28 protein-coding genes and 1 tRNA gene are annotated in these 26284 nt (G+C 65.8%); 10 read left to right on the top strand and 19 right to left on the bottom strand.

From position 1 onward, the window contains the following. The first annotated feature begins 52 nt into the window (after positions 1 to 52). From G6N54_RS21870 to G6N54_RS21885, 4 genes are all read left to right on the top strand, one after another. On the top strand, positions 53 to 517 hold the full coding sequence (locus G6N54_RS21870) for a lipoprotein LpqH (RefSeq protein WP_163791945.1): 465 nt from the start codon (positions 53 to 55) through the stop codon (positions 515 to 517). A gap of 50 nt (positions 518 to 567) precedes the next feature. Then, entirely contained in the window at positions 568 to 1518 is a 951-nt protein-coding gene (locus G6N54_RS30725; RefSeq protein WP_179969061.1) for an MAP_0585 family protein, read from the top strand. 22 nt (positions 1519 to 1540) lie between these two features. Continuing rightward, positions 1541 to 2311, top strand: coding sequence for an enoyl-CoA hydratase (locus G6N54_RS21880; RefSeq protein WP_170313070.1), 771 nt, complete (start codon positions 1541 to 1543; stop codon positions 2309 to 2311). A 117-nt stretch (positions 2312 to 2428) separates the two neighbouring features. Further along, positions 2429 to 4069 carry a diflavin oxidoreductase gene (locus G6N54_RS21885; protein ID WP_163791947.1) on the top strand — a complete coding sequence of 547 codons (1641 nt, stop codon included), beginning with the start codon at positions 2429 to 2431 and terminating at the stop codon, positions 4067 to 4069. On the opposite strand, the gene G6N54_RS21890 is transcribed toward G6N54_RS21885, so the two are convergent. Beyond that, entirely contained in the window at positions 4070 to 4675 is a 606-nt protein-coding gene (locus tag G6N54_RS21890; protein WP_163791949.1) for a TetR/AcrR family transcriptional regulator, read from the bottom strand. It lies immediately after the preceding gene. Positions 4676 to 4747: 72 nt separating this feature from the next. Here G6N54_RS21890 and G6N54_RS21895 point away from each other — a divergent pair, with 72 nt between their 5' ends. After that, complete coding sequence (locus G6N54_RS21895; protein ID WP_179969106.1) at positions 4748 to 6163, top strand: ABC1 kinase family protein; 1416 nt, start codon at positions 4748 to 4750, stop codon at positions 6161 to 6163. Beyond that, positions 6150 to 7364: a cytochrome P450 gene (locus G6N54_RS21900; RefSeq protein WP_179969107.1), complete on the top strand. Its 1215-nt coding sequence runs from the start codon at positions 6150 to 6152 to the stop codon at positions 7362 to 7364. The genes G6N54_RS21895 and G6N54_RS21900 overlap by 14 nt, the downstream gene beginning before the upstream one ends. 19 nt (positions 7365 to 7383) lie before the next feature. Here G6N54_RS21900 and G6N54_RS21905 read toward each other — a convergent pair whose 3' ends face one another. Both G6N54_RS21905 and G6N54_RS21910 read right to left on the bottom strand, forming a co-directional pair. Further along, positions 7384 to 8922 (bottom strand): sensor histidine kinase, encoded by a 1539-nt coding sequence (locus G6N54_RS21905; protein ID WP_163791950.1) that lies wholly within the window; start codon positions 8920 to 8922, stop codon positions 7384 to 7386. Then, positions 8919 to 9644 carry a response regulator transcription factor gene (locus tag G6N54_RS21910; RefSeq protein WP_163791953.1) on the bottom strand — a complete coding sequence of 242 codons (726 nt, stop codon included), beginning with the start codon at positions 9642 to 9644 and terminating at the stop codon, positions 8919 to 8921. The genes G6N54_RS21905 and G6N54_RS21910 overlap by 4 nt, the downstream gene beginning before the upstream one ends. A 132-nt stretch (positions 9645 to 9776) precedes the next feature. On the opposite strand from G6N54_RS21910, the gene G6N54_RS31170 reads away from it, so the two are divergent. Next, positions 9777 to 10334 carry a hypothetical protein gene (locus tag G6N54_RS31170; RefSeq protein ID WP_163791955.1) on the top strand — a complete coding sequence of 186 codons (558 nt, stop codon included), beginning with the start codon at positions 9777 to 9779 and terminating at the stop codon, positions 10332 to 10334. 387 nt (positions 10335 to 10721) lie between these two features. On the opposite strand, the gene G6N54_RS21920 is transcribed toward G6N54_RS31170, so the two are convergent. The 4 genes from G6N54_RS21920 to G6N54_RS21935 all read right to left on the bottom strand — a co-directional run bounded on the left by G6N54_RS21920 (position 10722) and on the right by G6N54_RS21935 (position 12704). After that, on the bottom strand, positions 10722 to 11159 hold the full coding sequence (locus G6N54_RS21920) for an ATP-binding protein (protein ID WP_163794886.1): 438 nt from the start codon (positions 11157 to 11159) through the stop codon (positions 10722 to 10724). 98 nt (positions 11160 to 11257) lie between these two features. Further along, positions 11258 to 11698 carry a response regulator gene (locus G6N54_RS21925; protein WP_163791957.1) on the bottom strand — a complete coding sequence of 147 codons (441 nt, stop codon included), beginning with the start codon at positions 11696 to 11698 and terminating at the stop codon, positions 11258 to 11260. A gap of 112 nt (positions 11699 to 11810) precedes the next feature. Continuing rightward, positions 11811 to 12116 carry a hypothetical protein gene (locus G6N54_RS21930; protein ID WP_232072915.1) on the bottom strand — a complete coding sequence of 102 codons (306 nt, stop codon included), beginning with the start codon at positions 12114 to 12116 and terminating at the stop codon, positions 11811 to 11813. A 273-nt stretch (positions 12117 to 12389) separates the two neighbouring features. Next, positions 12390 to 12704 carry a hypothetical protein gene (locus tag G6N54_RS21935; RefSeq protein ID WP_163791961.1) on the bottom strand — a complete coding sequence of 105 codons (315 nt, stop codon included), beginning with the start codon at positions 12702 to 12704 and terminating at the stop codon, positions 12390 to 12392. Between the two features lie 335 nt (positions 12705 to 13039). Here G6N54_RS21935 and G6N54_RS21940 point away from each other — a divergent pair, with 335 nt between their 5' ends. Beyond that, a complete protein-coding gene (locus G6N54_RS21940) occupies positions 13040 to 13843 on the top strand; it encodes a DUF732 domain-containing protein (protein WP_163791963.1) in 804 nt (267 codons plus the stop codon). A gap of 26 nt (positions 13844 to 13869) precedes the next feature. Here the strand turns inward: G6N54_RS21940 and G6N54_RS21945 are convergent. Together G6N54_RS21945 and G6N54_RS21950 are read right to left on the bottom strand one after the other, a co-directional pair. Further along, positions 13870 to 13944: transfer RNA gene (locus G6N54_RS21945), tRNA-Thr, on the bottom strand. A gap of 29 nt (positions 13945 to 13973) precedes the next feature. Beyond that, complete coding sequence (locus G6N54_RS21950; protein ID WP_163791965.1) at positions 13974 to 14699, bottom strand: hypothetical protein; 726 nt, start codon at positions 14697 to 14699, stop codon at positions 13974 to 13976. 158 nt (positions 14700 to 14857) lie between these two features. Between G6N54_RS21950 and phoP the strand changes: the two genes are divergently transcribed. Both phoP and G6N54_RS21960 read left to right on the top strand, forming a co-directional pair. Beyond that, positions 14858 to 15577, top strand: a complete 720-nt coding sequence (gene phoP, locus G6N54_RS21955) for a two-component system response regulator PhoP (RefSeq protein WP_163791967.1) — start codon at positions 14858 to 14860, stop codon at positions 15575 to 15577. A gap of 35 nt (positions 15578 to 15612) precedes the next feature. After that, on the top strand, positions 15613 to 17076 hold the full coding sequence (locus G6N54_RS21960; RefSeq protein WP_179969108.1) for a sensor histidine kinase: 1464 nt from the start codon (positions 15613 to 15615) through the stop codon (positions 17074 to 17076). Here G6N54_RS21960 and G6N54_RS21965 read toward each other — a convergent pair. The 10 genes from G6N54_RS21965 to G6N54_RS22010 form a co-directional block, all read right to left on the bottom strand. Continuing rightward, positions 17064 to 17468 carry an HIT family protein gene (locus tag G6N54_RS21965; protein WP_163791968.1) on the bottom strand — a complete coding sequence of 135 codons (405 nt, stop codon included), beginning with the start codon at positions 17466 to 17468 and terminating at the stop codon, positions 17064 to 17066. The genes G6N54_RS21960 and G6N54_RS21965 overlap by 13 nt on opposite strands. 32 nt (positions 17469 to 17500) lie before the next feature. After that, entirely contained in the window at positions 17501 to 17917 is a 417-nt protein-coding gene (locus tag G6N54_RS21970) for a ketosteroid isomerase family protein (RefSeq protein ID WP_163791971.1), read from the bottom strand. A 16-nt stretch (positions 17918 to 17933) separates the two neighbouring features. Then, complete coding sequence (locus G6N54_RS21975) at positions 17934 to 19943, bottom strand: oxidoreductase (protein WP_232072916.1); 2010 nt, start codon at positions 19941 to 19943, stop codon at positions 17934 to 17936. Between the two features lie 77 nt (positions 19944 to 20020). Beyond that, positions 20021 to 21148, bottom strand: a complete 1128-nt coding sequence (locus tag G6N54_RS21980; RefSeq protein ID WP_163791975.1) for an NDMA-dependent alcohol dehydrogenase — start codon at positions 21146 to 21148, stop codon at positions 20021 to 20023. Positions 21149 to 21301: 153 nt separating this feature from the next. Beyond that, positions 21302 to 21856 carry a nuclear transport factor 2-like protein gene (locus G6N54_RS21985; protein WP_163791977.1) on the bottom strand — a complete coding sequence of 185 codons (555 nt, stop codon included), beginning with the start codon at positions 21854 to 21856 and terminating at the stop codon, positions 21302 to 21304. Positions 21857 to 21859: 3 nt separating this feature from the next. After that, positions 21860 to 22069 carry a ferredoxin gene (locus G6N54_RS21990; protein WP_163791979.1) on the bottom strand — a complete coding sequence of 70 codons (210 nt, stop codon included), beginning with the start codon at positions 22067 to 22069 and terminating at the stop codon, positions 21860 to 21862. A gap of 10 nt (positions 22070 to 22079) precedes the next feature. Beyond that, positions 22080 to 23432, bottom strand: coding sequence for a cytochrome P450 (locus tag G6N54_RS21995; protein WP_163791980.1), 1353 nt, complete (start codon positions 23430 to 23432; stop codon positions 22080 to 22082). Next, positions 23429 to 24253 (bottom strand): SDR family oxidoreductase, encoded by an 825-nt coding sequence (locus G6N54_RS22000; RefSeq protein WP_163791982.1) that lies wholly within the window; start codon positions 24251 to 24253, stop codon positions 23429 to 23431. The genes G6N54_RS21995 and G6N54_RS22000 overlap by 4 nt, the downstream gene beginning before the upstream one ends. Continuing rightward, on the bottom strand, positions 24253 to 25473 hold the full coding sequence (locus G6N54_RS22005) for a cytochrome P450 (RefSeq protein WP_163791984.1): 1221 nt from the start codon (positions 25471 to 25473) through the stop codon (positions 24253 to 24255). The genes G6N54_RS22000 and G6N54_RS22005 overlap by 1 nt, the downstream gene beginning before the upstream one ends. Beyond that, positions 25474 to 26109, bottom strand: coding sequence for a TetR/AcrR family transcriptional regulator (locus tag G6N54_RS22010; RefSeq protein ID WP_163791986.1), 636 nt, complete (start codon positions 26107 to 26109; stop codon positions 25474 to 25476). Positions 26110 to 26284: the final 175 nt, after the last annotated feature.

Genomic DNA, 26284 nt, shown 5'->3' on the forward strand with positions numbered 1-26284 from the left:
TGACAGCGGCGAACGTGGAAATAGCGGCACCAGCAACACGAAGGAGTGGGCGGTGAAACGTGCGATCGTGATCGGCGCGGCCGGCGTGGCCATAGTGGTCGCAAGCTGTGTCGGCTGTTCGAGCAACAAGTCCAACACCGGTGCATCGAGTACGGCGGCGGCACCGGCCGGCCCCCAGGTCATCGTGGACGGCCAGAAGCAGAACGTCACCGGCCAGGTCACGTGCACACCGGCCGGCGACAACATCAACATTGGAATCGGTGATGCCTCCCAGGGCGTCGGCGCGGTGATCAGCAACGCCAACCCGCCCATCGTCCACGCCGTCGGGTTGGGCAACGTGAACGGCATCGCGCTCGGTTACTCCGACGCCGCGCCGAACCAAGCCAGCAATGCCGGGGCCGCGGTGGACGGCAAGACATACGCGATCAAGGGCACGGCGACCGGGACCGACATGACCAATCCGGATCAGCCACAGACGATAACCAAGCCGTTCGAGATGGACCTGACCTGCCCGTAACCCGGGCCCGTAGACGTCGTCGGGGCCGAAACCCCAGAGGGGACGCAGCTATGTCTAAGAAGCGTGTCAGCGCGGTGGCGCTCGCGGCCGGGCTCACCATCTCCGCGTTGAACCCGGGGTTCGCGAGCGCCTTCCCGCTCGACCCACCGCCGCCGTGCCCGGGTGGCAACTGCCACGGCGGCCCAGGCGGACCCGGCGGTGGACCGCACAGCCCGGAGGCGCCGGCAACGTCTGTCGCACCGGCATCCACGGCGGCTCCGCAGACCACCGCCGCGCCGCAGACGACGGCCGCCCCGCAGACGACGGCCGCCCCACAGACGACGGCCGTGCCGCAGACCACTGAGCAGCCGAGTCCGCAAACGACCGCGCCGCAAACCAGCGCGAGTGCGCCGAGCACCACCGCGCCGGCGACCCAGAGCACGACTCCGCCGGGCAGCCAAACAACGACGCCGGCCCAACAGACCACGACACCGCCGGCCAACCAAACGACGACGCCGGCCGAACAAACCACCACGGTCCCGAGTGCGCAAACCACGACACCGGCGGGCAGCCAGACCACCTCGCCGTCCGGACAGCGGCCCACCCGGACCGTGGTGGCGCCGAGCACCCAACCGCCGCACGAGCCCTACCAGCCGCGGGGCACCTACCTGACGGCTACCGCCGAGATCGGCGGTCCGATGGACTCGTCGGTCGGCTTCAGCGTGGTCGGCCACGGGGCACCACCTCCGCCGCCGCCGCGGGGTTGGGGCTGGAACGACGGCCCGCCTCCGGGCCACCCGCCGCCACACTGGTACGGCCCGCCGCCTCCGGGTGGCTGGGACGGGCCGCCGCCTCCGGGGGGCTGGAACCGCCCGTGGGTGGGGCCGCCGCGTGACGTGGTGTATGCCCGCTCCAACTTCTCGCCATTCGCCTACAACACCTTCACCGTCGTTCCGGTCTTCAACTGGCAGTTCGGTGGTTGGGGCTACTGGTTCTTCGGTGTGTGGATTCCGCTTTACTGACGACCACAGCGAAATCCCTTAGTTGGAGCGACGATTCGTCCGACTAGGCCGCGATGGCGGCCTGGTCACTGTCGAGCTGGTCAATTCCAAGACGCTGAACATCTTGGGTAGCGGGGCCATCGAGGAACTGACCCAGGCGTTCCGCGAGATCGGCAGCGACAGCGACGTCCGGGTCGTGGTGCTGCGTGGGGCCGGCGACAAGGCATTCATCGGTGGCGCCGACATCAACGAGATGGTCGACTTGGACCGGTCCACCGGCGAGGTTTTCATCCGTCGGCTCGCAGGGCTGTGTGAGGCGATTCGGGAATGCCCGGTGCCCGTCATCGCCCGACTTGCGGGTTGGTGTCTCGGCGGCGGCCTGGAGGTAGCGATCTGCTGCGATCTGCGGATCGCCGAGTCGGGGGCCAAATTCGGCATGCCGGAAGTGGCCGTCGGAATTCCATCGGTTATCCATTCGGCCCTGTTGCCCGCGCTGATCGGAGCCTCGCATGCGGGCTGGTTGTTGTTGACCGGCGAGACGATCGACGCCGAGACGGCGGCCGGGTGGGGACTCGTCCATGAGGTCGCCGCGCCCGAAGAACTGGACCGCCGCATCGCCGAACTCACGACGAAGCTCAGTGGATTCGGCACCGCCGCGGTCCGTCAACAAAAGCGCCTACTGAACAAGTGGTTCGACATGAGCCTTCATGGGGCGATCGAGGACAGCGTCGAGCAGTTCGGTCTGGCATTCCTGACGGGGGAGCCTCAGCAGCACATGCGGGCGTTTCTGTCGCGTATGCGCGACAAGAGCTAATCCCGACGCACTTCCCGCGGCAACGCCCCTTCTTGCGGGCCCACTCCAGATAAAACTAAGGTAAGACTAAGCTTATGGGGACGATGAGTCTCGCATGCGACGACAACGGGAGCGATCATGACTTCTCAACCAGAACTCTCGCTGGTTGTGGGCTACGGCAGTGACATGGGTAATGCCGAGGATGCCGCCATGACGTTCGCCGAAGCGGTCGAGGAGTCCCTCGGCATCGGCGCCACCGCAATCGAACTCAACCAAGTCGAGCCGGCCGACCTGCAATCGGCGACCCACTTCGTTGTCGTGTGTTCGACATGGGGCGAGGGCGAGTTCCCGGACAACGCCTCCTTGTTCTGGGAGGCGATCAGCGCCGAGGGTGCCGAGCGGCTCGAACACTTGAGGTTCGCGGTGCTTGCCCTCGGCGACACCGGATACGAGCAGTTCTGCAATGCCGGGCGGCTCCTCGACGCGCAACTGGAAGCGCTGGGCGGTATCCGTCTGATGGACCGAGTCGATGTCGACGGTGTCTATGTCGCCGAGGCCGAGGCCTGGACGAACGATCTCGTCAAGCTGCTGATGGCCGGTCGCACCGATCCTGCCCCCGCGGTTGTCGTCAGCGCGGAGCAAGTGCGCCCGTCCGACAACGCCGAACAGGCTCGCCGCGACCGCAGTCACCCTCTCTTCGATGCGCGCATCGTGGTCAACCGGCTGCTCACCACGGCCGAGTCCGACAAGGAGGTCCGCCACTACGAGGTGGACCTCTTCGGTTCTGGGATCGTTTACAACACAGGTGATTCCATCGCAGTTCATGCCAGCAACGATCCGATCCTCGTCGACGCGATCCTTAGCGAACTCGGCGTGGGTGCCGACCACGCCGTGGTCGGCTATGACGAGCGGCTGGGCGCGTTGCTCACCGATCACCTGGAGATCCGGACACCGTCGCGAGCGCTGCAGACATTGGTCGCCTCCCGAATGCGGGACGCCGCCGCGGCGAGTGTGCTGGGTACCGAAGCCGTTGTCGGGCCGGGCTCTTGGTGGTGCGGCAAGGACGTGCTCGACCTGATCAGGCTGGGCGAGCTGACCATCGACGACGTCGTCGACACCCTGCGTCCGCTTCAGTCCCGCGACTATTCGATCGCGTCGAGTCCGCTGGTGCATCCCGACCATGTGCACCTGACGGTGGCGTCGGTGCGCTACACGGTCGGGGATCGCCGGCACGGCGGCGTAGCCTCGACGTTCCTGGCCGACCGCGGTGACACGGTACGGGTTCACCTGCGGCCCAACCATTCCTTTCGGCTCCCCGCGGCCGACGTGCCGATCATCATGGTCGGTCCGGGGACCGGCATCGCACCGTTTCGCGGCTTCCTGCAGGAACGACAGGCCGTCGGCGCGTCCGGTCGATCGTGGTTGTTCTTCGGGGACCGGCGGCGCCACTGCGATTTCCTCTACGGCGACGAGCTCGCCGCATTCGTCTCCTCCGGCACGCTAACCCGGCTCGACTGCGCGTTCTCCCGCGACGGGGCGGCGGGCGATCCGAAACAGTATGTCCAGCAACGTATGTGGGAGAACTCGGCTGAGATCTACAGCTGGCTGCAAGATGGCGCCTCTATCTACGTGTGCGGCGACGCCGAACGAATGGCCAAGGATGTCGACGCGGCACTGCGTGGCATCGTGGCCAGCCGCGGCGGGATGGATGACACCGCCGCGCATGCGTATGTCAACGAGCTGATGAAGAACCATCGCTATCTGCGCGACGTTTACTGATCAGTCGTCGCTGAGTGCCTGAATGCGGGCGGCCAGGACCTCGGTCCACTCGACGAGGTAGTGATCGTCGGGCACTGCCGCCTCGGGCTGATGAAACAGGCTGGTGGCCAACCGGGTCCCGAGTACACCGTTGACGCCGAGCGTGGCCAAGACCTTGGCTTGTTCTGGCGTTATCACGGGCGCCCAGGCCGTAATCCACTCTGCCAGTTCGGCATTGAGTGTATCGACGAGTGCGGCATAGGCGGTGTCGAGGCGGTCGGAACGACCCGCGGAGGTGCGCGCGGCGATCTGCAGGAGTTCGATTTCTTCGTCGATCACCGAGAGCAGATACCTGCCCAAGACGGTCAACTCCGCATGCATGTCACCCAGGCCCGCGAAGAGCGCGCGGATGTCGCGCATGGCACGGCGGCGATCCAGTTGGCGATCAATGCCCGCGTTGAGAAGCTCCTCTTTGGATTTGAAGTGGTGATAGAGGGCTCCCGAGCCGGGTGCCAGACCGGCGGCAGCTTCGATCTGTGAGACGCTGGTCGCATCGAAGCCCTTGGCACTGAACAGCCGCATTGCCTCGCCGACCAGCCGTTCCCGTGTTGATGCGGGTGTCGACATTGACCCCTCCAAAGTGATCACTTACCTTTAGCAAAGTACCACTTCAACGGGCAGGGTTGGGTGAGGGGCCAGATGCCGCGTCAGCACAGCCCGCTACCGCAGGGCCGAATCCGCCGCACCATGCCGTTGGTCGGCTTCGCCGCGAGGGCGGCCGGGGGCCGACTCGTCGCGGGACTGCGCCGGCGAGCGGGCGAAGACGACGCGGTCGAGCGCTTCCACGAGCGCGCTGCCGAGCGTTACACCGAACTGCTGGGGCACTCCAAGGGTGTCATGATGAAGCTCGGTCAGGGCATGTCGATGATCGACACGCGCGCGTTGGGCACCGCCGAATTTTGGCCCTATCAGAAGGCGATGCGCCGGCTGCAGGCCGACGCCCCGCCAATGCATCCTGATCTGGTTCGAGAGGTTCTCACCGCCGAACTCGGTTCGGCAGTTGACCAGTTCGCCGAATTCACCGACGAGCCAATCGCCGCCGCGTCGATCGGGCAGGTGCATCATGCCGTCCTGCGCGACGGTCGCCGGGTCGCCGTCAAGATTCAGTATCCCGGTGTGGCCCAAGCTATTCGCGAGGACCTGGCCAATACCGAGTTGCTGACGACGTTTTTTCGCTTCATGACGTCGGCGTTGGGCATGAAGCCGGATTTTCGGTCGGTGGCGCGTGAGGCGGCGGCCCGGATCTCCGAAGAGGTGGACTATCGGAACGAGGCCGCGATGATCACCATGTTCAGCGATCTCTACCGGGGCCACCCGTTCATCCGGGTTCCCGACGTCATTGCCGAAGTATCCAGCGACCGGGTCTTGACGATGACCTACCTCGACGGGATGGACTGGCCGCAAGCGCAACAGGCGGATCAAGACCTGAAAAACGTGTGGGCCGAGGTCATCGTGCGCTTCAGTCAAGGCAGCTTCCGGCACGCGAACCTCATGCATGCCGACCCTCATCCCGGCAACTACCGATTCGGCGACGACGGTACCGCCGGATTCCTGGACTTCGGCTGCGTGAAGGTACTCACCGAACGGAAACGCTGGCTACTCGTCGCGATGAATCGCGCCGTGATCGAGCGGCGCAAGGACGACTACCGCGACTTGATGGTGCAGGCCGGCTTCCTCGCCGCGGACTCCGACCTCACCGCCGACGAGCTTTATCAGTGGCAGTCGGAGATGCTCCGCGAGTCCATCACGGAGCACCAGCCGGCCACCTACACGCCCGAGGCCACCGGGCGCACCATCCGCGGATTGTTCGGCATTCGAAGCGCCGATCATCCGATGGCGCGGATGAACGCACCTGACGACTTCGTCTTCGCCGGCCGCGTCCTGCTCGCTCTCTGCGGTGTGCTCGTCGGCCTGACCGCCACTGGGCCCGCCCGGTCGATCATCGACGACATGGACGGTGTGGCCAAGCCGATTACCGAACTGGGCAAGCTGCACCACGCCTGGGTCCGCGAGCGACGTCTCCCGTCGGCCTTGGGTCGCCATGACCATCCCTGACGTCCCTGACTTCACCGAGATCCCCGACACTCCGGCGACCGCGCGGTTGCCGTGGGACGCGGCGGACCCCTTCTCCTACTACGAGCACCGAGGACGGCGCGAGGGTGACGTGGTCTGGGAACACGGGATGAGGGCGTGGCTCGTCCTCGGCTATCAGCCCGTGCAACAGATTCTGTCGGGGGCTGGCTGGACGAGCAGCCCGCTGGCGAACGCCAACACTCGGGATGCCCTCCGGGCGGTCAATCGAGATATATTGCGCAGCAATATCTTATTCACTGACGGCGCGGACCATCAGCGGCTGCGGGATTCGGTTCGCGACGTCTTCACCCCCGCCTTTATCGCCGGTCTGCACGAAGGCGTCGAAGCGATCGCCACGGAAACGATCGACCACATACCAGCCGGAGTCGAGTTCGACTTCATGGCCGAAATCGCCTCACCGCTACCGATCGCCGTGGTCGCGGCCTGGATGGGCCTCGATGTCGGCACGGCGCGATTGCTCGGTGACGAATCTCCGGCAATCAGCCGGATGATCAATGATGTCGCGGACACCGGCGCTGTCGAAGCCGGAACGGCGGCCTTCGCCGCGCTCCTTGCCGAGCTTCTCCCGCTGGCCGCCGACCGCCGCACCAACCACCGAGATGACCTGCTCAGATATATCGCCGCCGACCCGGACCTCGAACTCGACGACGTCGTCACCACCGCGGCGATCATCGGCGTCGCCGGACATGAAACGACAGCAAACCTGCTGGGCGCAGCCATGATTCGCCTCCTGAAGACCAGGCCAAACGGGGTGCGCCCCGTCGACACCATCGACACGGTCGACGATCGACTTGTCAACGAGCTGCGCCTTGACGGGCCCGTGCAAGCCGTGGCGCGTACCGCCACGCTCGACCAGATCGTCGGCGGCGTCGCGGTCCACGCCGGGGAGCCGGCCATCGCGGTCATCGGCGCCGCCAACCGCGATCCAGAGACGTTCAGCTGGCCCAACAGGTTTCAGGTGGACCGCTCCGGACCAGCGCCGCTGACATTCGGATTCGGACCGCATTACTGCTTGGGTGCCGCGCTCGCCCGGCTTCAAATTTCCGTTGCACTGCAACACATCCTGGCCCGTCGCCCGGTGCTCTGTGGCGACCCGACATGGCGGGACACCCCGACCATCCGCGGACTTCTGTGCATGCGGGCCATGTTCGAGGACGACTAGAAAGCCGGCACGGCAATGCTCATGGTGTGTCGGGGTGTAACGGCAGGATGAGCTGAAAGCGTGCGCCCTGGTCGTTGGCCAGGCAGCTCAGCTCCCCATGGTGGGCGCGCGCGAGGGCGCGGGCGATGGGCAGGCCCAGCCCGGCGCCGCCGTGGTCACGATCGCGCGAGGTATCAAGTCGGACGAGGCGATCGAAGATTCGCTGGCGATCCCCGTCGGATATCCCGGGGCCGGAGTCCGTGACGGTCAACTCGGCGTGTGGAGTTCGGGACTGGCGTTGGGCGAGGCGTACGTCGATCACGATCTGGCCCCCGGACGGGGTATGCCGGCGCGCGTTGTCGACCAGATTCGACAGAATCTGAGCAACCCGGTTCCGGTCAGCGCGAATCGGTAGCGTCTGCTCGCCGGTGCGCGTCACGACGATATCCGGCGAAAGTACGCCCGCCCGTTCGCGTTCGGCTTCCGCGATCGCAACGAGGTCGGTGTCCGCGAGATCTAGTGTCAGGCCGGCGTCGATACGGCTCAGGTCGAGCATGTCGGCGACTAATCGGCCCGCCCGCCGCGACTCGGCCAGCAGCAGCGACACGCGGTGGTACTGCGCTTGGGCCCGTTCGTCGTCGTCGTCTTCGGCTGCAGTGCCCAGGATTTGCTCACCGGCGGCACGAATACCGGCGATCGGTGTGCGCAGTTCGTGGGCGGCATCGGCCAGGAATTGCCGGGCGCGCTGTTCGGAAGCTTCCAGGGCATCGAGCATGCCGTCGAAAGCCGCTGCCGCGCGGCCGAGTTCGGTACCGGCGCGGTCGGGTCGTAGCCGTTGGCCGCGGTCGCCGGTGGTGATGGCTTGAGCCAACGTGGTCAGCCGATCCAGCGGTCGCAGCGCCGCGCGGGTGACCACCGTCAGCAGCAGCCCGGCCACCGCGAGCGTGATCAGACCGCCGGCGATCATGACTTCACGCAATCGCCGGATCAGCGCGGTGGTTTGGGTCGTATCGGCGACCAGGATCACCCGCCCGCCCGTCGGCAGCGGGTGCACCACCACGGTGGCGGTGCCGTCCGGAGACTCGGCCGGGGGCGGCGGTGGCCAGCCCGGCGGTACGGGTGGGGGTGGCCAGCCCGGTGGTCCCGGTGGTGGCGGCGGCCAACCTGGTGGCGGCGGGGGCGGCCAGCCTCCCGCTGGGGGTGTGCCCCAATCACTAGGCGGGAGAACCCATCCCGGTGGCGGCGGTGGCACAGTCGGCCCGGTGGTGGCGTCGGGTGCGAGCGCACGGTCACCGTAGGTCGATCCGTCGGCGGTGACCAGCAGTGCACGGATTCCTCCGCCACCCAGTTGTGCCACCACTCGGTCGGGCGGGGTGTTCGCGATGGCCAGCGCGTCGGCTCGTGCGGTCGTGGACATCAGTCGATCGTGAAGATCACGGCGGGTCTGGATCCCGATCAACACGTCGATGATTACGCCCAGCACCAACAGCAGGATGGTGAGCAGGCCAAGGACCATCAGCACCAGTCGCCGGCGCAACGACGGCGTGCGGGTCCGCGGCAGTGCCGGGCGATCGCTCATGGCCGGGTTGGTTGCAGGCGGTAGCCGATGCCCCGGACGGTGTGCAGGATGCGGGGTCCGTGGGCCTCCAGTTTGCGACGCAGGCTGCTGATGTGCACGTGCACCAGATTGGCGTCGTACGCGTCGTAACCCCACAGCGACGTCAGGATCTGTCCGGCGCTGACGATGCGGCCGCGCTGCTCCACCAGGAAGCCGAGCAGCCGCAGCTCGGTGCCGGTCAGGTCCAGCGGCGATCCCCTTCGGGTGGCCACGGCCGCGTCTAGGTCCAGCGTCAGGTCGCCGCACTGCATCACCGCGGGTAACCGGCCGCGGCGGCGCAGCACCGCCCCCACCCGCGAGATCAGCTCGGCCAGCTCGAAGGGCTTGACGACGTAGTCGTCTGCCCCGCCGTCGAGACCACGCAAGCGGTCGGGCAGTCCGTCTCGCGCGGTGAGCAACACGATTCCCGCCTGGCCCCAATCGCGGATGACGTCAATCAATTGGAAGCCGTCCCGACCGGGCATCATCACGTCCAGCACGACGAGATCGGGCCGAAAACCCTCCAGCACGTCTTCGAGGCCGCCTCCGTCGGGCCGAATTTTGGTGAGGTATCCGGCGTGGGTCAACGCCTCACCGACCATTTCGCGGATCGCCTCGGAGTCCTCGACGACCAGAACCCGCGCCGCGGCGCTCAAGCCGGCCGACGGCTTCCCCGATGCCGGTGCGCGATGGGATTGGCTCATCCCTTCATTCTCGGCCGCCTCCTGAAGCGGACCTGAAGAAACCCCGGTGCTGGCGAATTCTTCAGGTTGGACTCAGATCGGCTTCCTACGGTCACGGGCATCGCAGTGATTTCGACAGTTTGGAGGGAACCCATGTCTGACGAGCAACGACCACCGAGCACATCGGGCGCCGGCGAATGCCTGCGCCCCAGCGGCGATCCGACCGGCTCGGTGCCGCGGCAGTCGATCGTGCGGCGGCATCCCATCGGCGTGGCGGTCGGAACCGGCGTCTGCGGCTTCATTGTCGGCGGGATCCTGACGGCCATATTCCTGCCACTTCTGATGTTCGGGCCGCCCCCACCCATGCCGTTTGGCATGCTCTCACCGCCGCGGCCCATCGGTGTCCCGCCGTGGGGGGCTCCGCCGCCGCCGCCGGGATGGGGCCCCCCGGCCGGCGGAGGTGGAGCCATGCCCGGCGGCTGGGGAGCCCCGCCCGGCGGCTGGGGACTCATGCCGCCACCGCCGCCCGGACGGGCATTCACGCCCCCGCCGCCGGGACAGCTGCCGGAGCCGCCGCCGGGAGCCACGGCCCCTGCGGCCTCCGTCGGGGACACCCCAGCCTCCCGTGCCGCCGCCACCGGCGTCCGGCCAGCAGCGTTGACGGCGGGCGGGCCATGCCTACCCCGTCTGCTGGCGCGACCGCCGCCCTAAGGCGCGTACTGCGCAATGAACTGACTAATCGATAACAGAAATGGGTCGAGTGATGAAGATAAAGCAGGTAATCGCTGGTTCGCTTTTGGCGGGTGCCCTGGGAATTGCCGCGACGGGCTTCGGTGTCGCGGTGGCTGGTGCGGATCCATTCCCGCCGCCGCCGATTCCCGGGCAGCCCGGGCCGCCGCCCGGAGGGCCGGGTGGGCCGTTCGGTCCCCCGGGGCCGGGTGGACCGATTGGTGGGCCGCCGCCGCCCGGAGGGCCGCACCCGCCAAGCTTCTGAGCCGGGTCTATACGTACGGTGGCCGCCTCAATCAGTTTGAGGCGGCCACCGCCGTGCGTGGACGTCAAAGCCGGTGGAAAGTAATAGCCTTGAACAAAATTACTTCAATGTTGTTGAGGTGCAGAATAATCAAGCCATACCGTGGTGCCGCCGGGACGAGTGTCGATGTTGCAACGATCCGCCAGGGCATGCATCAATATGATGCCGCGGGACGCGCGAGGGTCTTGAGGTCGACACGACTGGCGCCCTTGCCAGGTTCCGCGATCGCTGACACACACGCTGATGGTCTTCGCCGCGGGGTCGTAGCCGGCCTGAAGTCTCATGATGCCGATCGCGTCCGCGGCGCGGTAGGCGTGTTCAACGCAATTGGCGAGCGCCTCGTTCACGCCGAGAATGATGTCCTGGCTGATTTCCGGAGAGGCTTGCGGCAACTCCCGCAGCCAGCCTCGCAGGGTTTGGCGCAACTCGGACGCGGTGGCCGGGTCGGCTGTGCCCGCGCAACTCAACTGCGCCGGGATGGCCGATGAAGGCTCCGCACTCATGAGTCGTCGCATACCCCATCGATCGTGGAAGAAACCAAAGATGCGAATCGCTTGGGCCACAAAACAATAGATGTTACGAGATCTCGCCGCGCGGCAGACTAGTGACGTGGTGGCAATTGCACGATCCGGACGAAGAAGTTGTCGATCTGGCGGATGGCGGCCATGTACTGGTCGAGGTCAACGGGCTTGGTGACATAGGCGCTGGCATGCAGGTTGTAGCTGTGCAAGACGTCTTCCTGCTCAGACGACGTGGTGAGGACGACGATCGGGATGTCTTGGAGATCAGGGTCCGACTTGACTTGTTGCAGAACCTGGCGGCCGTTGAACTTGGGCAGGTTGAGATCCAGCAAGATGAGATCGGGTCGCGGCGCCTCACTGAATTCGCCTCGGCGGTAGAGGAAATCCAGCCCTTCGGCGCCGTCACGGGCGACATGGAGCGTATTGGCGATCTTGTGGTGCGCGAACGCTTCTCGCGTGATCAGCTCATCGCCAGGGTCGTCTTCGACGAGCAGTACGTCGATCGGATGAGGCGACGTCATCGGGGATCCACCTTCCGGACGAGCTGACGCTCGAAGAGCGCATCTTGAAAAGATGTGTTCCCCTTGGCAACACGCGTCAACCCGGCTGTGATAGATCTATCATTACGTTAACCTATTGTCCGGCAACAGTATCCATCGGCGGACCATTGCCGTGCCCAATACTGCGATGGGCCAGGCTGGTCGCCAGTGCCCTATCGCCTTGGACGGTCCCCACAATGTCGACGGGATCGTTGACCGTGAAATGTGAAGCGACGGTGTGGGATTTGCAGCCGCTATCGCTGATCACGGTGGTATCGGGGGTAAGTAAGTAGGTTTGGGTGTACCCGCTGGCACTACGTGCGGTAACCGAGTCGGCGGACACCGCGATCAGGACCCCCTCCTGACTCACCGGTCGCGGGGCCGACGCGGGTGCTGTCACGGCGATCACATGGTCAGGTACCGTTGGCTTTTCGGGATGGACCGCGAGTGTGGTGAAGCTCGCCGCACACAAGATCGAAATGGGAGCGGCGCCACTCACGAGTACTCGGCGTGGCCTGGCCGGCCCTTCCAGTCGGTGCTTGCCGCCCACGATCAATCCTTCTTTCGCGGTACAGCGCCGACTGTTCTCGACACCTCCCGAGTCAGATCCGTTGAGTAGGGTGTTACCCGACGCGCCAAGCCGGTAAACCCACGCCGCGCTGACGAAGGCGGATCAGCCGGCGTTGAGCGTCGGACAGTCCTGGTAGCGTGCGGCGTCGATGAATGCGTCGGCTCGCTCCGCGGCCTCATCCTCGTCCACCCCGGTCAGGTCCGAATTGTTGGCCTTCAAGGCCGTACCGACGATCTGCTGGCGGGTCCAGCCTTGCGCCAGGGCGGCGCATATCGTCTTTTCCGTCTGGTTTCGGTGGTTCGGCCAGTCGGGCAGGAAGTTGATCTGATCGGCGTGCGCCCGGGCGATTGTGTCGGGCAGCGCCGCCATGCCAATTAGCGGAATCATGAGAACGATTCCGGAAAGCAATTTGGTCATGGCGCGGACCGTACGCGTGCTAACCGGGGGTTTGCTGTGCTGTCACTGTGTGGCTACCTTAGTTTTTTGCCAGAATCGGCACAGGAAAATGACAGCAGCCGTCATTGCACGTGTGAATGTCACTGCCCAAGAATGGCGTTCGGTTAAACAAGAATTCGTTTGTCGCGTTCTCTCGGTCGGCGCGAATGGCGCGGTTCGGGTGGCGTGCACCACAAGTTGCCGTGGTTCGGGTTCGATGCCGACATCCGTGGCATGGCCAGCCGAAACGTTGCCGGCACAGCCGGCGTCCACCCGTGGTGTTGACCGGGAGTTGCGACGCTCGCAAACTGGTTGATATGCGCGACCGAGAGACCATCGACTCGGAATTGCGGCGCGCCGCCTTAAGGCGCCAATCGCTTCGCGAGCAGGGTCGGAAACCGTCGTCGCGAGAGGCCGACGAACTACTCGACGAGCTCCTGGCGCACAGCTCGGATGCGTCCTACGCCGCCCCGGTGACGACGCGCGAAAGTGATCTGTTTGTCCCCGACGCGTGGTTGTTGCAAGAGCGCACCACCAAGACAAAGCCCCGTCGGCGTAAGGGTGCGCTGCGCCGCGTTGGGCTCCTTGCGGCGTTGCCGCTATCCCTGATTGCGATCGTCGCCGCGGCGGTGGTGATGTTGGCGGTGCACCACGAGAGTTCGACGGCGATGCAGCCGGAAGCGCAGCCGACGGAGACTCCGCCATCGGGCGCGCCGGCCAAGCCGTTGGCGCCGCAAGTCCCGGCGCCGCGTATCGACGTTGCCGACGCGGCGCTCGTCGACGTATTGAAGCACGAGGGTGTGCCGGTTCCCAGTCAGGAGTATGTGACGGCACAGGGACACGCGGTCTGTGACTTTCTGGCCCAGCAACGCAGTTTCTCGGATGCAGTCGGGTTCGTGCAGCGATCGTCGATTTGGGATGCCAACCAGAGCACCGAGGTCGCCGCGGGTGCCATCGTCGCGTACTGCCCCCAATCTCGACCCGCCGTCGCGGACCCGATGCAGCCGGCCTATCAGAACACTCTCTCTGATCTGCAGGCGATCGAAGGGAAACTGCAAGGCATCCAAGACGATCTGCACGGTATTCAGGGTGGCCTGGACGGCCTGCCGGGCCACCCGTGAACCGGGTCGCCACGCCACATGTTGTCTGGAGCCCCCTGTCAGGATTGAACTGACGACCTTTCGCTTACAAGGCGAGTGCTCTACCACTGAGCTAAGGAGGCCGGGGTAAACCGGCTGCAAGCTTAGCGGTTCAGGAGTCGCTCTCGATGATGCGCTGAGAGGGCACCGGGCGTGACACCGGGCGGCGTGCGGGCCGGCGCCCGGGCAGCGGGATGCGCTCGGCGATATTGCTCAGCGGGTTGACGACCATGGTTAGCGCGCTGACGGCGTCCTGCAGCGTGGAGATGGCGGGCTCGAGCGCCTCCATCCCGGGCGTCAACCGGGCGAGGGTGTCGGCGACGTCGGCGAGCTGGTCCAGCGGACCGTGTTTGGCGGTCAGCTTGTCGATCAGGCCGCCCTCGGACAGCAGCCGGTCGGCCAGCCCGTCCTCGGACAGCACCCGTTCGATCAACCCGTCTTCCGACAGCAGCTGATCGGCCAGCCCGCCGGGCTGCAGCGCGCGGTGTAGGCCGCCGCCCTCCGCGGTCAGGCGGTCGACCAGGCCTTCCTCCGACATCAGCAGGTCGACCACGCCGCCCGGACGCAGCAACCGGTCCAGCGGGCCGTCGGGCGCCATCGCGCGTCCCAGCGGTGCATCTTCATCCATCATTCGGGCCAGCCGGTTGGCTCGGGTGATCGCATCGTCGAGCCCGAGCATGGACGTCATGGCGTTCGTGCCTCGGGTTCCACCCTCCCCGAGCGACCGCTTCGCCACCCCCACGGCCGCGCTGGCGAGGGTCAGGCTCGCCTCCGCGGCGGCAAGGCCGACCCGCGCGGGCACGGTCGCGGCGGAGACGATGCTCTTGGCGAGATCCATGGTCCGAGTTTAGGCACGACGCGCGCTCAAAAACCGGGTACCGGTCCAAGCCGATGCGATGATTCTTGGCAGACTATTAGCAGAACCTTGTCACCGAGCTAGCAGAGAATACACAGGAACTGTCAAGGCAACTCTCAGTTGGGAATGGAACGGACCAGATGACAGCGGTACCCCACGTCGACACTAAACCGGAAGCGCGAGTCCTCGTTGTTGACGACGAAGTCAATATCGTCGAGTTGCTCTCCGTAAGTCTCAAGTTCCAGGGATTCGAGGTTGCCACCGCGACCAACGGTGCCCAGGCGCTGGACCGTGCGCGTGAGGCGCGGCCCGACGCGGTGATCCTCGACGTGATGATGCCCGGGATGGACGGCTTCGGGGTGCTGCGCCGGCTACGCGCCGACGGCATCGATGCGCCGGCGCTGTTCCTGACGGCTCGCGATTCCTTGCAGGACAAGATCGCGGGCCTGACCCTGGGCGGCGACGACTACGTGACCAAGCCGTTCAGTCTGGAGGAGGTCGTCGCCCGGCTGCGGGTGATCCTGCGACGTGCCGGTAAGGGAACCGTCGAGAAGCCGAACGCTCGATTGACTTTCGCCGACATCGAGCTCGACGAGGAAACCCACGAAGTATGGAAGGCCGGCGAACCGGTGTCGTTGTCGCCGACCGAATTCACATTGTTGCGCTATTTCGTGATCAACGCCGGCACGGTGCTGAGCAAGCCGAAAATCCTTGACCACGTTTGGCGCTACGACTTCGGCGGCGACGTGAATGTCGTCGAGTCCTACGTGTCTTATCTGCGGCGAAAGATCGATACCGGCGAGAAGCGGCTGCTGCATACCCTGCGCGGGGTGGGCTATGTGCTGCGGGAGCCGCGCTGAGCACGCGCTCGGCCATTCAGCGAAAGTAGCAATCGGTGGCGAAGAAGACGGAACCGGCCACACACGTTCGGCGTGGATTGCCCCTCCGGGTGGGCCTGGTCGCGGCAACCCTGGTTTTGGTGGCGTGCGGTCTAGCGGCCTCGGGCGTCATGGTCACGTCGATCCTGCGGCACAGTCTGGTCAGCCGCATCGACCAGACGCTGCTCGAGGCGTCGCGCGGCTGGGCGCTGGCACCACGACGGCAATTGACGGAGACCTCCTTCGAAGGCCCGGACCCGGGCCGGCCCCCGTCGAAGTACTACGTGCGCGGTGTCGGCACCGACGGCAAACCGTTCACGGCCATCAATGACCGCAATGCCGAACCGGCATTGCCGCCCAACAACGACGTCGGCCCCAACCCGACGACGCTGCCCTCGGTCAACGGCTCGGATATTCAGTGGCGCGCGGTCTCAGTGCGGGGGCCCAACGGCCTGACCACCGTCGCGATCGACCTGTCGGACGTCGACCACACGGTGCGGTCCCTGGTGTGGCTGCAGTTCGGGATCGGAGTGGCGGTGCTGGCCGTGGTCGGGATCGCCGGCTTCGCGGTGGTGCACCGCAGCCTGCGGCCGCTGCTCGAGGTCGAGCAAACGGCCGCCGCGATCGCCGCTGGACAACTGGATCGTCGTGTGCCAGAACGTGATCCGAGAACCGAGGTGGGCCGGCTTTCGTTGGCGCTCAACGGAATGCTCACCCAGATTCAGCAAGCGGTGGCGTCCTCGGAGTCCTCGGCCGAGAAGGCCCGCGGCTCGGAGGACCGGATGCGGCGGTTCATCACCGACGCCAGCCACGAACTGCGCACCCCGCTGACGACGATTCGTGGTTTCGCGGAGTTGTACCGGCAGGGCGCGGCCCGCGACGTGGCCATGTTGCTGTCGCGCATCGAGAGCGAATCCAGCCGAATGGGACTGCTGGTCGACGATCTGCTGTTGATGGCACGGCTGGATGTCGCGCGGCCGTTGGAACACCATCGCGTCGACTTGCTGGCGCTGGCCAGCGATGCCGTACACGACGGGCGGGCGATCGACCCCAAGCGCACGATCAGCCTGGAAGTCTTCGACGGTCCCGGCACCCCCGAGGTGATCGGTGACGAGCCCCGCATCCGTCAGGTGCTGAGCAACCTCGTCGCGAATGCTGTGCAGCACACGCCGTCTAGTGCCGACGTCATCATCCGGGTCGGCACCGACGGCGACGACGCGGTGCTCGAGATCGCGGACCAGGGTCCGGGCATGACACAGGAGGATGCGTCGCGGGTGTTCGAGCGGTTCTACCGAACCGATTCCTCGCGGGCCCGAGCCAGCGGCGGAACCGGATTGGGGCTGTCGATCGTCAGCTCGCTCGTGCAGGCGCATGGTGGCACGGTCACCGTGCAAACCGCGCCCGGCAAGGGGTGCTGCTTCCGTGTCACCCTGCCGCGCGTCAGCGATGTGCCCACACCGGAGCCGGCTCAGGTCAGCTGAGCCAGGGCCGCCTTGATCCGTTCTTGCGCCTGATCGAGCGACTCCGCCGACGGGTTACGGTCGACGTTGGCGAAGCCGAAGTCGCTGAGGCTGCGGGTGGGGAACACGTGCACGTGCAGGTGCGGCACTTCCAGCCCTGCGATGATCAGCCCGGCACGCTCGGCCCGGAGCGCCTTGCACACGGCCTTGCCGATCAGCTGGCTCACCGACATCACGCGCGCGAACGCGCCCTCCTCGACGGCCTGCCACTGATCGATCTCGGCGCGCGGCACCACCAGCGTGTGCCCTTGTGTCATCGGCTCAATCGTCAGGAACGCGACGACGTCGTCGTCCTCGTAGACGAACCTGCCGGGTAGTTCACGGTTGATGATCTTGGTGAAGATCGAGGCCATGGCCCCCAGCATAGGGGGCCGATTCGCCCGGGTTACTGCTGGCCGAACTCCATCACCTCGAGGTTCCAGTACCCACGCATGTTGGTGATCAGCCCGGCCTCGTTGACCTTGTAGGTGAACACGCCCCGCACCTTGCTGGTCATGCCGCCTTCAAACTTGCTCTGCAGCACCAGAATATGAGCGATCTCGTCCGGCGAGCTGGACGGGAAGGTCTCCTCGCACGTGATGGTCAGCTGGTTCTGGGCGATGTTGTTGTCGAAGAACTCGCCGACCGCCGCCTTGCCGCGCACACCGGTGCCGTCGGGATTGGTGACGGACTTGCCGATCGGATCCTCGATGACCACATCGTCGGTCATCAGCGCCAGCCAGCCGTCCCGGTCCTTGCCCTGGGCGCAGCGCCACGACGACTGCGACGCCGTCAGCGCCGGGGATTGGGTGGTTTGGGTCATCGGTGTTCTCCAATCTCTAGATCGCACACGCGGCGCGTGCGCCTTCCTCGGTTGCCTTGCGAATAAGCCCCAGGCCGCTGCGATCGCCGGCGGCATGAACGTCGGCCCGGGGCAGGGCGGCCTTCAGCTCGTCGAACAGTGCGGTGTCGGGTTCGACCGATCCGGCGATCACGACGCTGTCGGCGGGCAATTGCCGAGCGTTCCCGCCGGCGGGTATGAACGCGACGCCCTCGGTCGTGATGCGATCGACGGCCGCGCGGACGTGCACGGTGGCCCCGAGGCGGTCGAGTCGATCCATGTGTTCGGTCTTGCGTTTGTTGCCCACTTCCGGAGCGATTTCGTTGCCCGGTTCGAGGATCGACACCAGCCGGCCCCGGCTTGCCAGAAACTCGGCCAGTTCCAGCGCGACCAGGTCGCCGCCGATGATGACGACCCGCCGGCCGACCGGCATCCAGGCGCGCGTGGCAAGGCGCACGGCCGCCGGAAGCAGCAGCCGTTGTCGCCAGCCGGCCAGCATCGCGGCACCCAGCCGCTGCCAGGCCGGATCGGTGGATTCGGCGTGGCCGCCGAGCAACTCACGCAATCCGGGGCCAGTGTGCACGTGCGGCAGGTCGGCTCCCCGAATTGCCGGCACCGCGACATGGCCTCCCGTGGCCACCACCACCGCGTCGGGTGCATGCGCGACGATGTCGTCGGCCGAAACAGAATGGCCCAGATGTACTTTGGTGGTGCTGAGCTTGATCTCGTCGCGCAGATACCGCAGGAACGGCTGGTTCTCGGGATGCAGCACGGACGCCCAGCGCAGCGCGCCGCCGAGTTGGCCGGCCCGTTCGAACAGCGTGACACGGTGGCCTCGTTCGGCGGCCACCCGGGCGGCCTCCAAACCGGCCGGCCCGCCGCCGATCACCACGACGCGCTTGGCGCGACCTGTGCGGGGTGCGGCGAGCTCCCGCTCCTTGCCGGTGCGGGGGTTGACGGCGCAGTCGACCGAGAAGCGCTGTTCCATTGCGTCGATACAGTTTTCGCAAGAGATGCATTTTCGGACGCGGTGCGACTGGCCGGTCCACAGTTTGTGCGGCAGCTCGGGGTCGGCCAGCAGCGGGCGTCCCATCGCGATGAAGTCCGCTCGCCCGTCGGCCAGGATCCGTTCGGTCCGGACGGGATCGTGGATGCGGCCGACGGCGATCACCGGCACGTCGACCACCTGCTTGACGGCCGCGGCGGCGCCGACGTTGAGTTCGTCGCCGTCGTCGGCGGCGTTGACCATGCCCGTGACGAGCCGGTCGATCACCCCGCCGCTGACGTGGAAGGCGTTCACGCCGGCCGAGACGAGTTCGGGTGCCATCCTGGCGGTTTCGTAGATCGGCCGTCCCCCGGCGACTCGCTCGTAACCGGAGATGCGCAGCGTGATCGGTAGCGCGTCGCCGACCTCGGACCGGATGGCCGCCAGCGCCTCGAGCAACACTTGTACCCGGCCGTGCGGCTTGTCGCCCCGGTAGTCGTCGGTACGCCGATTACGTTGTGGGGCAAGGAAAGAACCCAACAGCATGTAGCCGTGCGCGGCGTGCAGTTCGATGCCGTCGTAGCCCGCGTCGGCGGCGCGGCGCACCGCCGCCTTGAACAAGTCGAAGATCGCGCAGAGCTGCTGCTTGCTGATCTCGATGGACGGGCGGCCGGTGAGATACGACGGGATGACCGAAGGCCCCAGCGATTCGACCCCGAAGATCTCTGGCCCCAGGCCGTCCGGGCCGGCGTGCACAATCTGCGGCTGGATCTTGGCACCGTGCTCGTGCACGACCTCCACCAGCGCCCGATGGGCGTCGACCGCCTCGTCGGTACCCAGGTGCAGGCCGCCGGGGGTCTCCGGGTGATGATGGTCAATCCCGGTGGCACCTAATGTGATCAGCCCGACCCCGCCACGCGCACGCGCGGCGAAATAGTCGCGGGTGCGCGCCGACGGCAGCCCGTCCGGCGTGCCGTACATGGTCTCCATCGGAGACATGACGACGCGGTTGCGCACCCTCATGGCGCCGATTCGCCCCGGCGCCATGAGGGTGCGGAAAGGCGGTCACTCTCCGGCCACGTGCCTCGCGGCGGGTCGGCTTACCGGTCGGCGTCGGTGAAGCGGATGACGCCGCGAATGTTCTTGCCGCTGAGCATGTCCTGGTAACCCTCGTTGATCTGCTCGAGGCGGTACTGGGTGGTGACCATGTCGTCCAGGTTCAACTTGCCGGCCTTGTACATCGACAGCAGCTGAGGGATGTCGTACTGCGGGTTGCCGCCACCGAAGATGGTGCCCTGCAGGTTTTTCTGCATTAGGGTCAGCATCGCGAGGTTGAGGTTCACGTTAGTGTCCATCAGGCTGCCGATGGCAGTCAGCACGCAGGTGCCGCCCTTCTGGGTGATGTTGAGGTAGTTGTCGACGTCGGCGCCGTGTAGCTCACCGACGGTGACGACCACCTTGTGCGCCATCAGGCCGTAGGTGACCTCCATGATGCCCATCAGCGCGGCGTTGATGTCGGGGTAGACGTGCGTGGCGCCGAACTTCAAGGCCTGATCGCGCTTCCACTCCACCGGGTCGATCGCGAAGATGTAGCGCGCGCCCGCGTTGACCGCACCCTGCAGCGCGGCCATGCCGACACCGCCGACGCCGACGATCGCGACGTCCTGGCCCGGCCGGATGTCAGCGGTGCGCACCGCCGAGCCATAGCCGGTGGTGACGCCACACCCGACCAGCGCGGCCACCTCGAATGGCACCGACGGGTCGATCTTCACGACCGAGCTGCGGTGTACGACCATGTACGGCGAGAACGTGCCCAGCAGCGTCATCGGGAAGACGTTCTGGCCGCGCGCCTGGATACGGAACGTGCCGTCGGAGACCGCGGCGCCGCCGAGCAGCCCGGCGCCCAGGTCGCACAGGTTGCGCATGCCGGCCTGACAGGTCGCGCACTGTCCACAGGACGGGATGAAGGACAGCACCACGTGGTCGCCGGGGGCGATGTCCTCCACACCGGGGCCGACCTCGGTCACGATGCCCGCACCCTCGTGACCACCGAGGACCGGGAAGCCCGCCATCGGGATGCCGCCGGTAACTAGATGGTGATCCGAATGGCACATCCCGGCCGCTTCCATCTGGATCTTGACCTCGTGCGCCTGCGGGTCGCCGATCTCAATTTCCTCGATGGACCACGGCTGGTTGAATTCCCAGATCAGCGCGCCTTTTGTCTTCATGAAGGTCCTCCACTAACGTGCCCTGACCCGAGTGCCGGTGAAAGGGGCCGGCCGGGGCCGGATGGCAATCTAGAACGTGTTCTCATTCGCAGCCTATTATGACGCGCATCACCGGACTGTAAACAAGTGGGGGACCACCAACCGGTCGGGAGATCACCAGATGGGAACCGGAGCCTGGCCAAGCGGGTAGTAGCCGGGCAGCTTTTCGCCGGCGATGCTGCGTTCGATGCGCTTCTGCATTCCGGCGCTCAGATCGCCGGACTCGATCAGCTTCCCGAACATGTAGGCGACGTGACCGAAGTCGAAGAAGTCGCGCTGCCACTCGATCAGGCCTTCGTCGTTGAGTCGGAACCAGCTGCCGCCGATGCCGTAGATCTCGTCCTGGGTGCCGTCGGTCTTGTTGACGATCTGCTTCCAGAAACCGACGATCTCGCCCTGCTTCTCGTCGATGAGTACCTTCTGGTACTCGTAGACCCAGTTCTCCAGGCCTTCCATCTCCAGGCCGAGCGCGACGTCGCGGATCTCGTCGACGCCCACGCACATCACGTCTTCCTTGGGGCCGATGTTCCAGCCGTAGGTGGCGTCCTCGGTGTAGAAGTCGGCCAGCGGCTTCCAGTCGCCGGCCTTCTCGCAGTCCTTGTTGGCCTGCAGCCAGCGGTCGACCCAGGCCTCAAGATCTGCGCGTGAGTGTGACGCTCGTGATGTCATAGGTCAATCTCCTGAATCTTCTTTGATGAATAGTGCTTGGGTTGGGCACATATCGACCGCGCGCTGGACCTCGTCGCGCGCGTCTTCGGGCGGTTCGGCGTCGAGGATCTCGACCTTGCCCCGCCTGGGCACCTTGAAGTAGTCCGGTGCCTCCAATTCGCACATGGCGTGGCCCTGGCATAGATCCAGGTCGACTCCGATACGAAATGCCATGGCAGGACTCCTAGGCGGTGCGCTTGCGGTAGCGCGCCTTGGCCGGTCGGGCCAGCTGCACGACCATCTTTGAGTGGTCGTTGTGGTAACTGTCGGCCGGCTGCGCCATCTCGAACTCGTACTCGCGCAACAGAACCGAGAAGATCGCTTTGATTTGCATCTGCGCGAACGCCGCGCCGACGCAACGGTGCCGGCCCGCGCCGAACGGAATCCAGGTCCACCGGTTGACGATGTCGGCCTGCTCCGGCTTGTTGTAGCGATCCGGCTTGAACGCGTCCGGATCGGGAAAGTCCTCGGGGATCCGGTTGCTGATCGCCGGAGAAGCGGCGACGAAGTCGCCCTTGTGGATTCCGAAGCCCTCGACCTCGAGCTCGCCCTGCGCGACCCTCATCAGGATGATCAGCGGCGGGTGCAGGCGCAGGGTCTCCTTGACCACGTTGTCTAGCTTCGGAATCGAACGCAGCGCATGGAAACTCACCTCTTGGCCATCGGCGTACAGCTCGTCGAGCTCGGTCAGCACCTCCGCGTACGCCTCGGGATGACGGATCAGCTCGATCAGGGTCCATGCCGAGGTTCCCGAGCTGGTGTGATGCCCGGCGAACATCAGCGAGATGAACATTCCGGTGACCTCGTCGGCCGAGAAGCGTAGGTTGCCGTCTTCGTCCTTGATCGACACCAGCACGTCGAGCATGTCTCGGTCGCCCTTGTCCCTGGGCGGGTTCGCGATTCGCTGATCCATGATCTCCTGCACCAGCGCAACGAGTTTCACGCGCGCCTCGTCGCGCAGCCTGAAGCTCTCGATCGGCAGGTAGGGGTCGACGTAGCACAGCGGGTCGGCGCCGCGCTCCAGCTGGTGGTAGTACTCCGCGAACCGGTGGTCGAGCTGGTTCCGGAACTTCTCACCGATCAGGCAGGCCGTCGAGGTGTAGATGGTCAGTTCGGCGAAGAAATCGAGCAAGTCGATCTCGCCCTCGGATCCCCAGTCGGCGATCATCCCTTTTACCTGGCGCTCGATCGTGGCGGCGTGGCCCTTCATCTGCTCACCACGCAGCGCCGAATTGTGCAGCATCTCCTTGCGCCGCTCGGGGCTGGCATCGAACACGACGCCCTTGCCGAAGATCGGCGTCATGAACGGGTACGCTTCGGCCTGGTCGAGATCCTCGTCGGCGGAGCGGAAGAAGAACTCGTTGGCGCTCGCCCCGGACAGCAGGATGACGTGCTTGTCGACCAGCTGGAACCACCCGACGTCGCCGCACTCCTCGCGGATGCGCGTCATCAATCCGATTGGGTCGGTGCGGAATTCCTCAAGATGGCCGTGCTCTTCTTCGCCGCCGGAAACCCGGGGCACGATAGCGGTGGTCATGACGGCATCCCTTCTTCTCCCAGCGCGAGTTTCTGACGGTCTTTGTTGTCGGCCAACGGCGCTTCGGGCTGAAGCTCCATGCTGGCGATGAAGCCACCGCGCGGTGTCTTGGCGACGAATGTGATGGCTCGCCCGAGGTCTGCCGCACGCAGGAAGTAATCGTGGCGGGCCTGGCCCCACTTGGCCCAGTCCTCCAGAGCCGGGCCGATCTTGTCGGCCGGCAGGCTCCAGCCCATCGACGTCTTGGTCGGGCCGGGGTGCACGATCGAGGCGCGCACGCCGGTGCCCTCGAGCTCCATCTGGAAGTTGGTGACCATCGCGACGAGCGCGGCCTTGGCCGCACCGTAGGCACCCATGTGGGGCCGCTGGCGCAGCGCCACATCGGAACCGACAAAGATGAGGTCGCCGCGTTGGCGCTCGAGCATGCCCGGAAGCACCGCGGCGGCGAGTCGGTTGGCGCCGACGAGGTGGATCTGCAGCTGCGACTCGAACTCGTCGGTGGTGATCTCGGCCAGCTTGCCGAAGTAGGTGTCTCCCGCGCCGGCTACCAGCACCTCGATCTCGCCGATGGCGTCGACCGACTGTGCCACAAAGGATTTCACCGAGTTTGGGTCGGTGACGTCGAGGTGGAATCCAACCGCCTCGCCGCCGTCGGCGTTGATCTTGCCGACGATGTCATCGAGCTTTTCGACCCGGCGGGCACCCAGTGCGACCGGGAAGCCGTGCGCCGCGAGTTCGATCGCGGTGGCCTCTCCGATGCCGGAGGAGGCGCCGGCGACGATCGTCGGCCGGCGTTCGGGAAGGGGGGCAAAGCGAGGCATCAGCGGGTCTCCACGGTGATGGGTAGGTGAGCGAATCCGCGAACATTGCTGGAGTGGACGCGGACGGCGTTGGCCTCGTCGACTTGATATCCGCGGATTCGCTTGAACAACTCGGTGAGCGCTACGCGGGCTTCCATCCGGGCCAGGTGGGCCCCCAGGCAGAAGTGTGCACCACTACCGAAGCTCATGAGTTTGGAACCGATTTCACGCCCGATTAGATAATCGTCCGGGCGGTCGAACACCCGCTCGTCGCGATGGGCGGAACCGGGCAGGAGTAGCAGCACGTCCCCGTCGGGGATCGTGGTGTTGTAGAGGGTGAGCTCGCCGGCCACGGTACGGGCGAGGATCTGGCTGGACGTGTCGTAGCGCAGCGTCTCTTCGACCCACGGCGTCACCAGTTCGAAGTCGTCATAGATCGGGGCCAGCTGGTCGGGGTGCTTGTGTCCCCAAAATGCAGCGTTGGCAAGCAGTTTGGTGGTGGTCTCGTTTCCGGCGATCACCATCAAGAACATGAAGCCGAGCACTTCGTCGTCGGTGAGCCGGTCGCCGTCGATCTCTGCCTCCAACAGCGCGGTGGTCAGATCGTCGGTGGGGTTGGCACGGCGCTCGGCGACCATCTGCTGGTAGTAGACGATCAGGTTGATCGACGCCTCGACGGCCTCGGGTGGAACGTCGGTGACGCCCTCGTCGCGGTGCATCACGCCGTCGGCCCAGGCCCGGACCTGAACGCGGTCCGCCTCGGGCACGCCCATCAGCTCGGAGATCACGTCCATCGGCAGCTTGCCCGCGAACTCGTCGACGTAGTCGACCACCCCGCCCGACAAGGCTTTTTCGAGCATCGTGTCCAGGTGCTTGACCGCGATCTCGGTGACCCGCGGTTCGAGCTCGCGGATGCGGCGCGGCGTGAAGCCCTTCGACACCAGGGTGCGCAGCCGCAGGTGGGCCGGGTCGTCCATCGCGAGGAAGCTCATCGTCTTGCTGGCGTGCGGGCCACGCGAGGCCGGATCCAGCGAGACGCCGAACTTGTTGGAAAGCGTTGTGCTGTTGCGGAATCCTTGCAGCACATCCTGATGCCGCGACAGCGCCCAGAAGTTCAGTTCCTCATTGCGATACAGCGGAGCCTCGTCGCGCAGCCGCTGGTAGTAGGGATACGGATCTTCGTGGAAGTCGTAGTCGTAAGGATCGAGTACCAACTCGTGGTCTCCAACGTGAATGGTCATTTAAGTTTTTGTCTCCTGGCTCGTCTCCCCGGTGCCGGCCAGCAGGAGGCTGACGACATAGGTGAGCCGGTCGGCGATTTCGTGGTAGGTGAATTGGCCGCTGGCGGCTTGAACCAGCGCGCCGAAGAACGTCATCTCGAGGGCGGACACCGTGCCGGCGTCGGCGCCGGGCCCGATGGCCGTCGCGATGCGGCGGTGAATCTCCGCACCGATCCGGTCCCGCGCGGCGCCCACCGCGGGATCGGCGCCCCCGCCCAGCAGCGCCGTCGTGCAGGCCGCGCCGACCTCGGGCTCGTCCGCGACCACCAGCGCCAGATGGCGCAGCACCTTGTCCACCCGGGTCAGCATCGGCTCGTTGACGTCGGTGAAGAACGGGACCTGCCGCACCAGGTCCAGGTACACCTCGGCGATCAAATGGTTCTTCGACGAAAAGTAGGTGTAGGCGGTCGCCGGGGCGACTTTGGCACGGGCCGCGACGGCGCGCACCGTCAGATCGGCATACGACTTCTCCCGCAGGGTTTCGATGCCGGCGGCAAGCACCTTGCGGAAGGTCTCCTCTTGGCGGCGATTGCGCGGCGCCTGACCGATTGGTTGTTCGGTCTGGCCTGCGACCGAAACCAGGGCATCGCTGGACACATGTCTAAGCTATCGGACGAAGGGGACGCGAAGCAAGCCTGCCGGGCAAACATACTGGTTAATGAGCAGTTATGCCGCGGCGGTCCTCCGATTCCGAAGTCGGCTCTTGCACCGTCGACGACCCCAGGGCTATGGTGCCATGGGACATTATCGGACATCTGTCCATTCGAATGGG

This window comes from Mycobacterium stomatepiae, from assembly GCF_010731715.1.
Classification (GTDB): Bacteria; Actinomycetota; Actinomycetes; order Mycobacteriales; family Mycobacteriaceae; genus Mycobacterium; species Mycobacterium stomatepiae.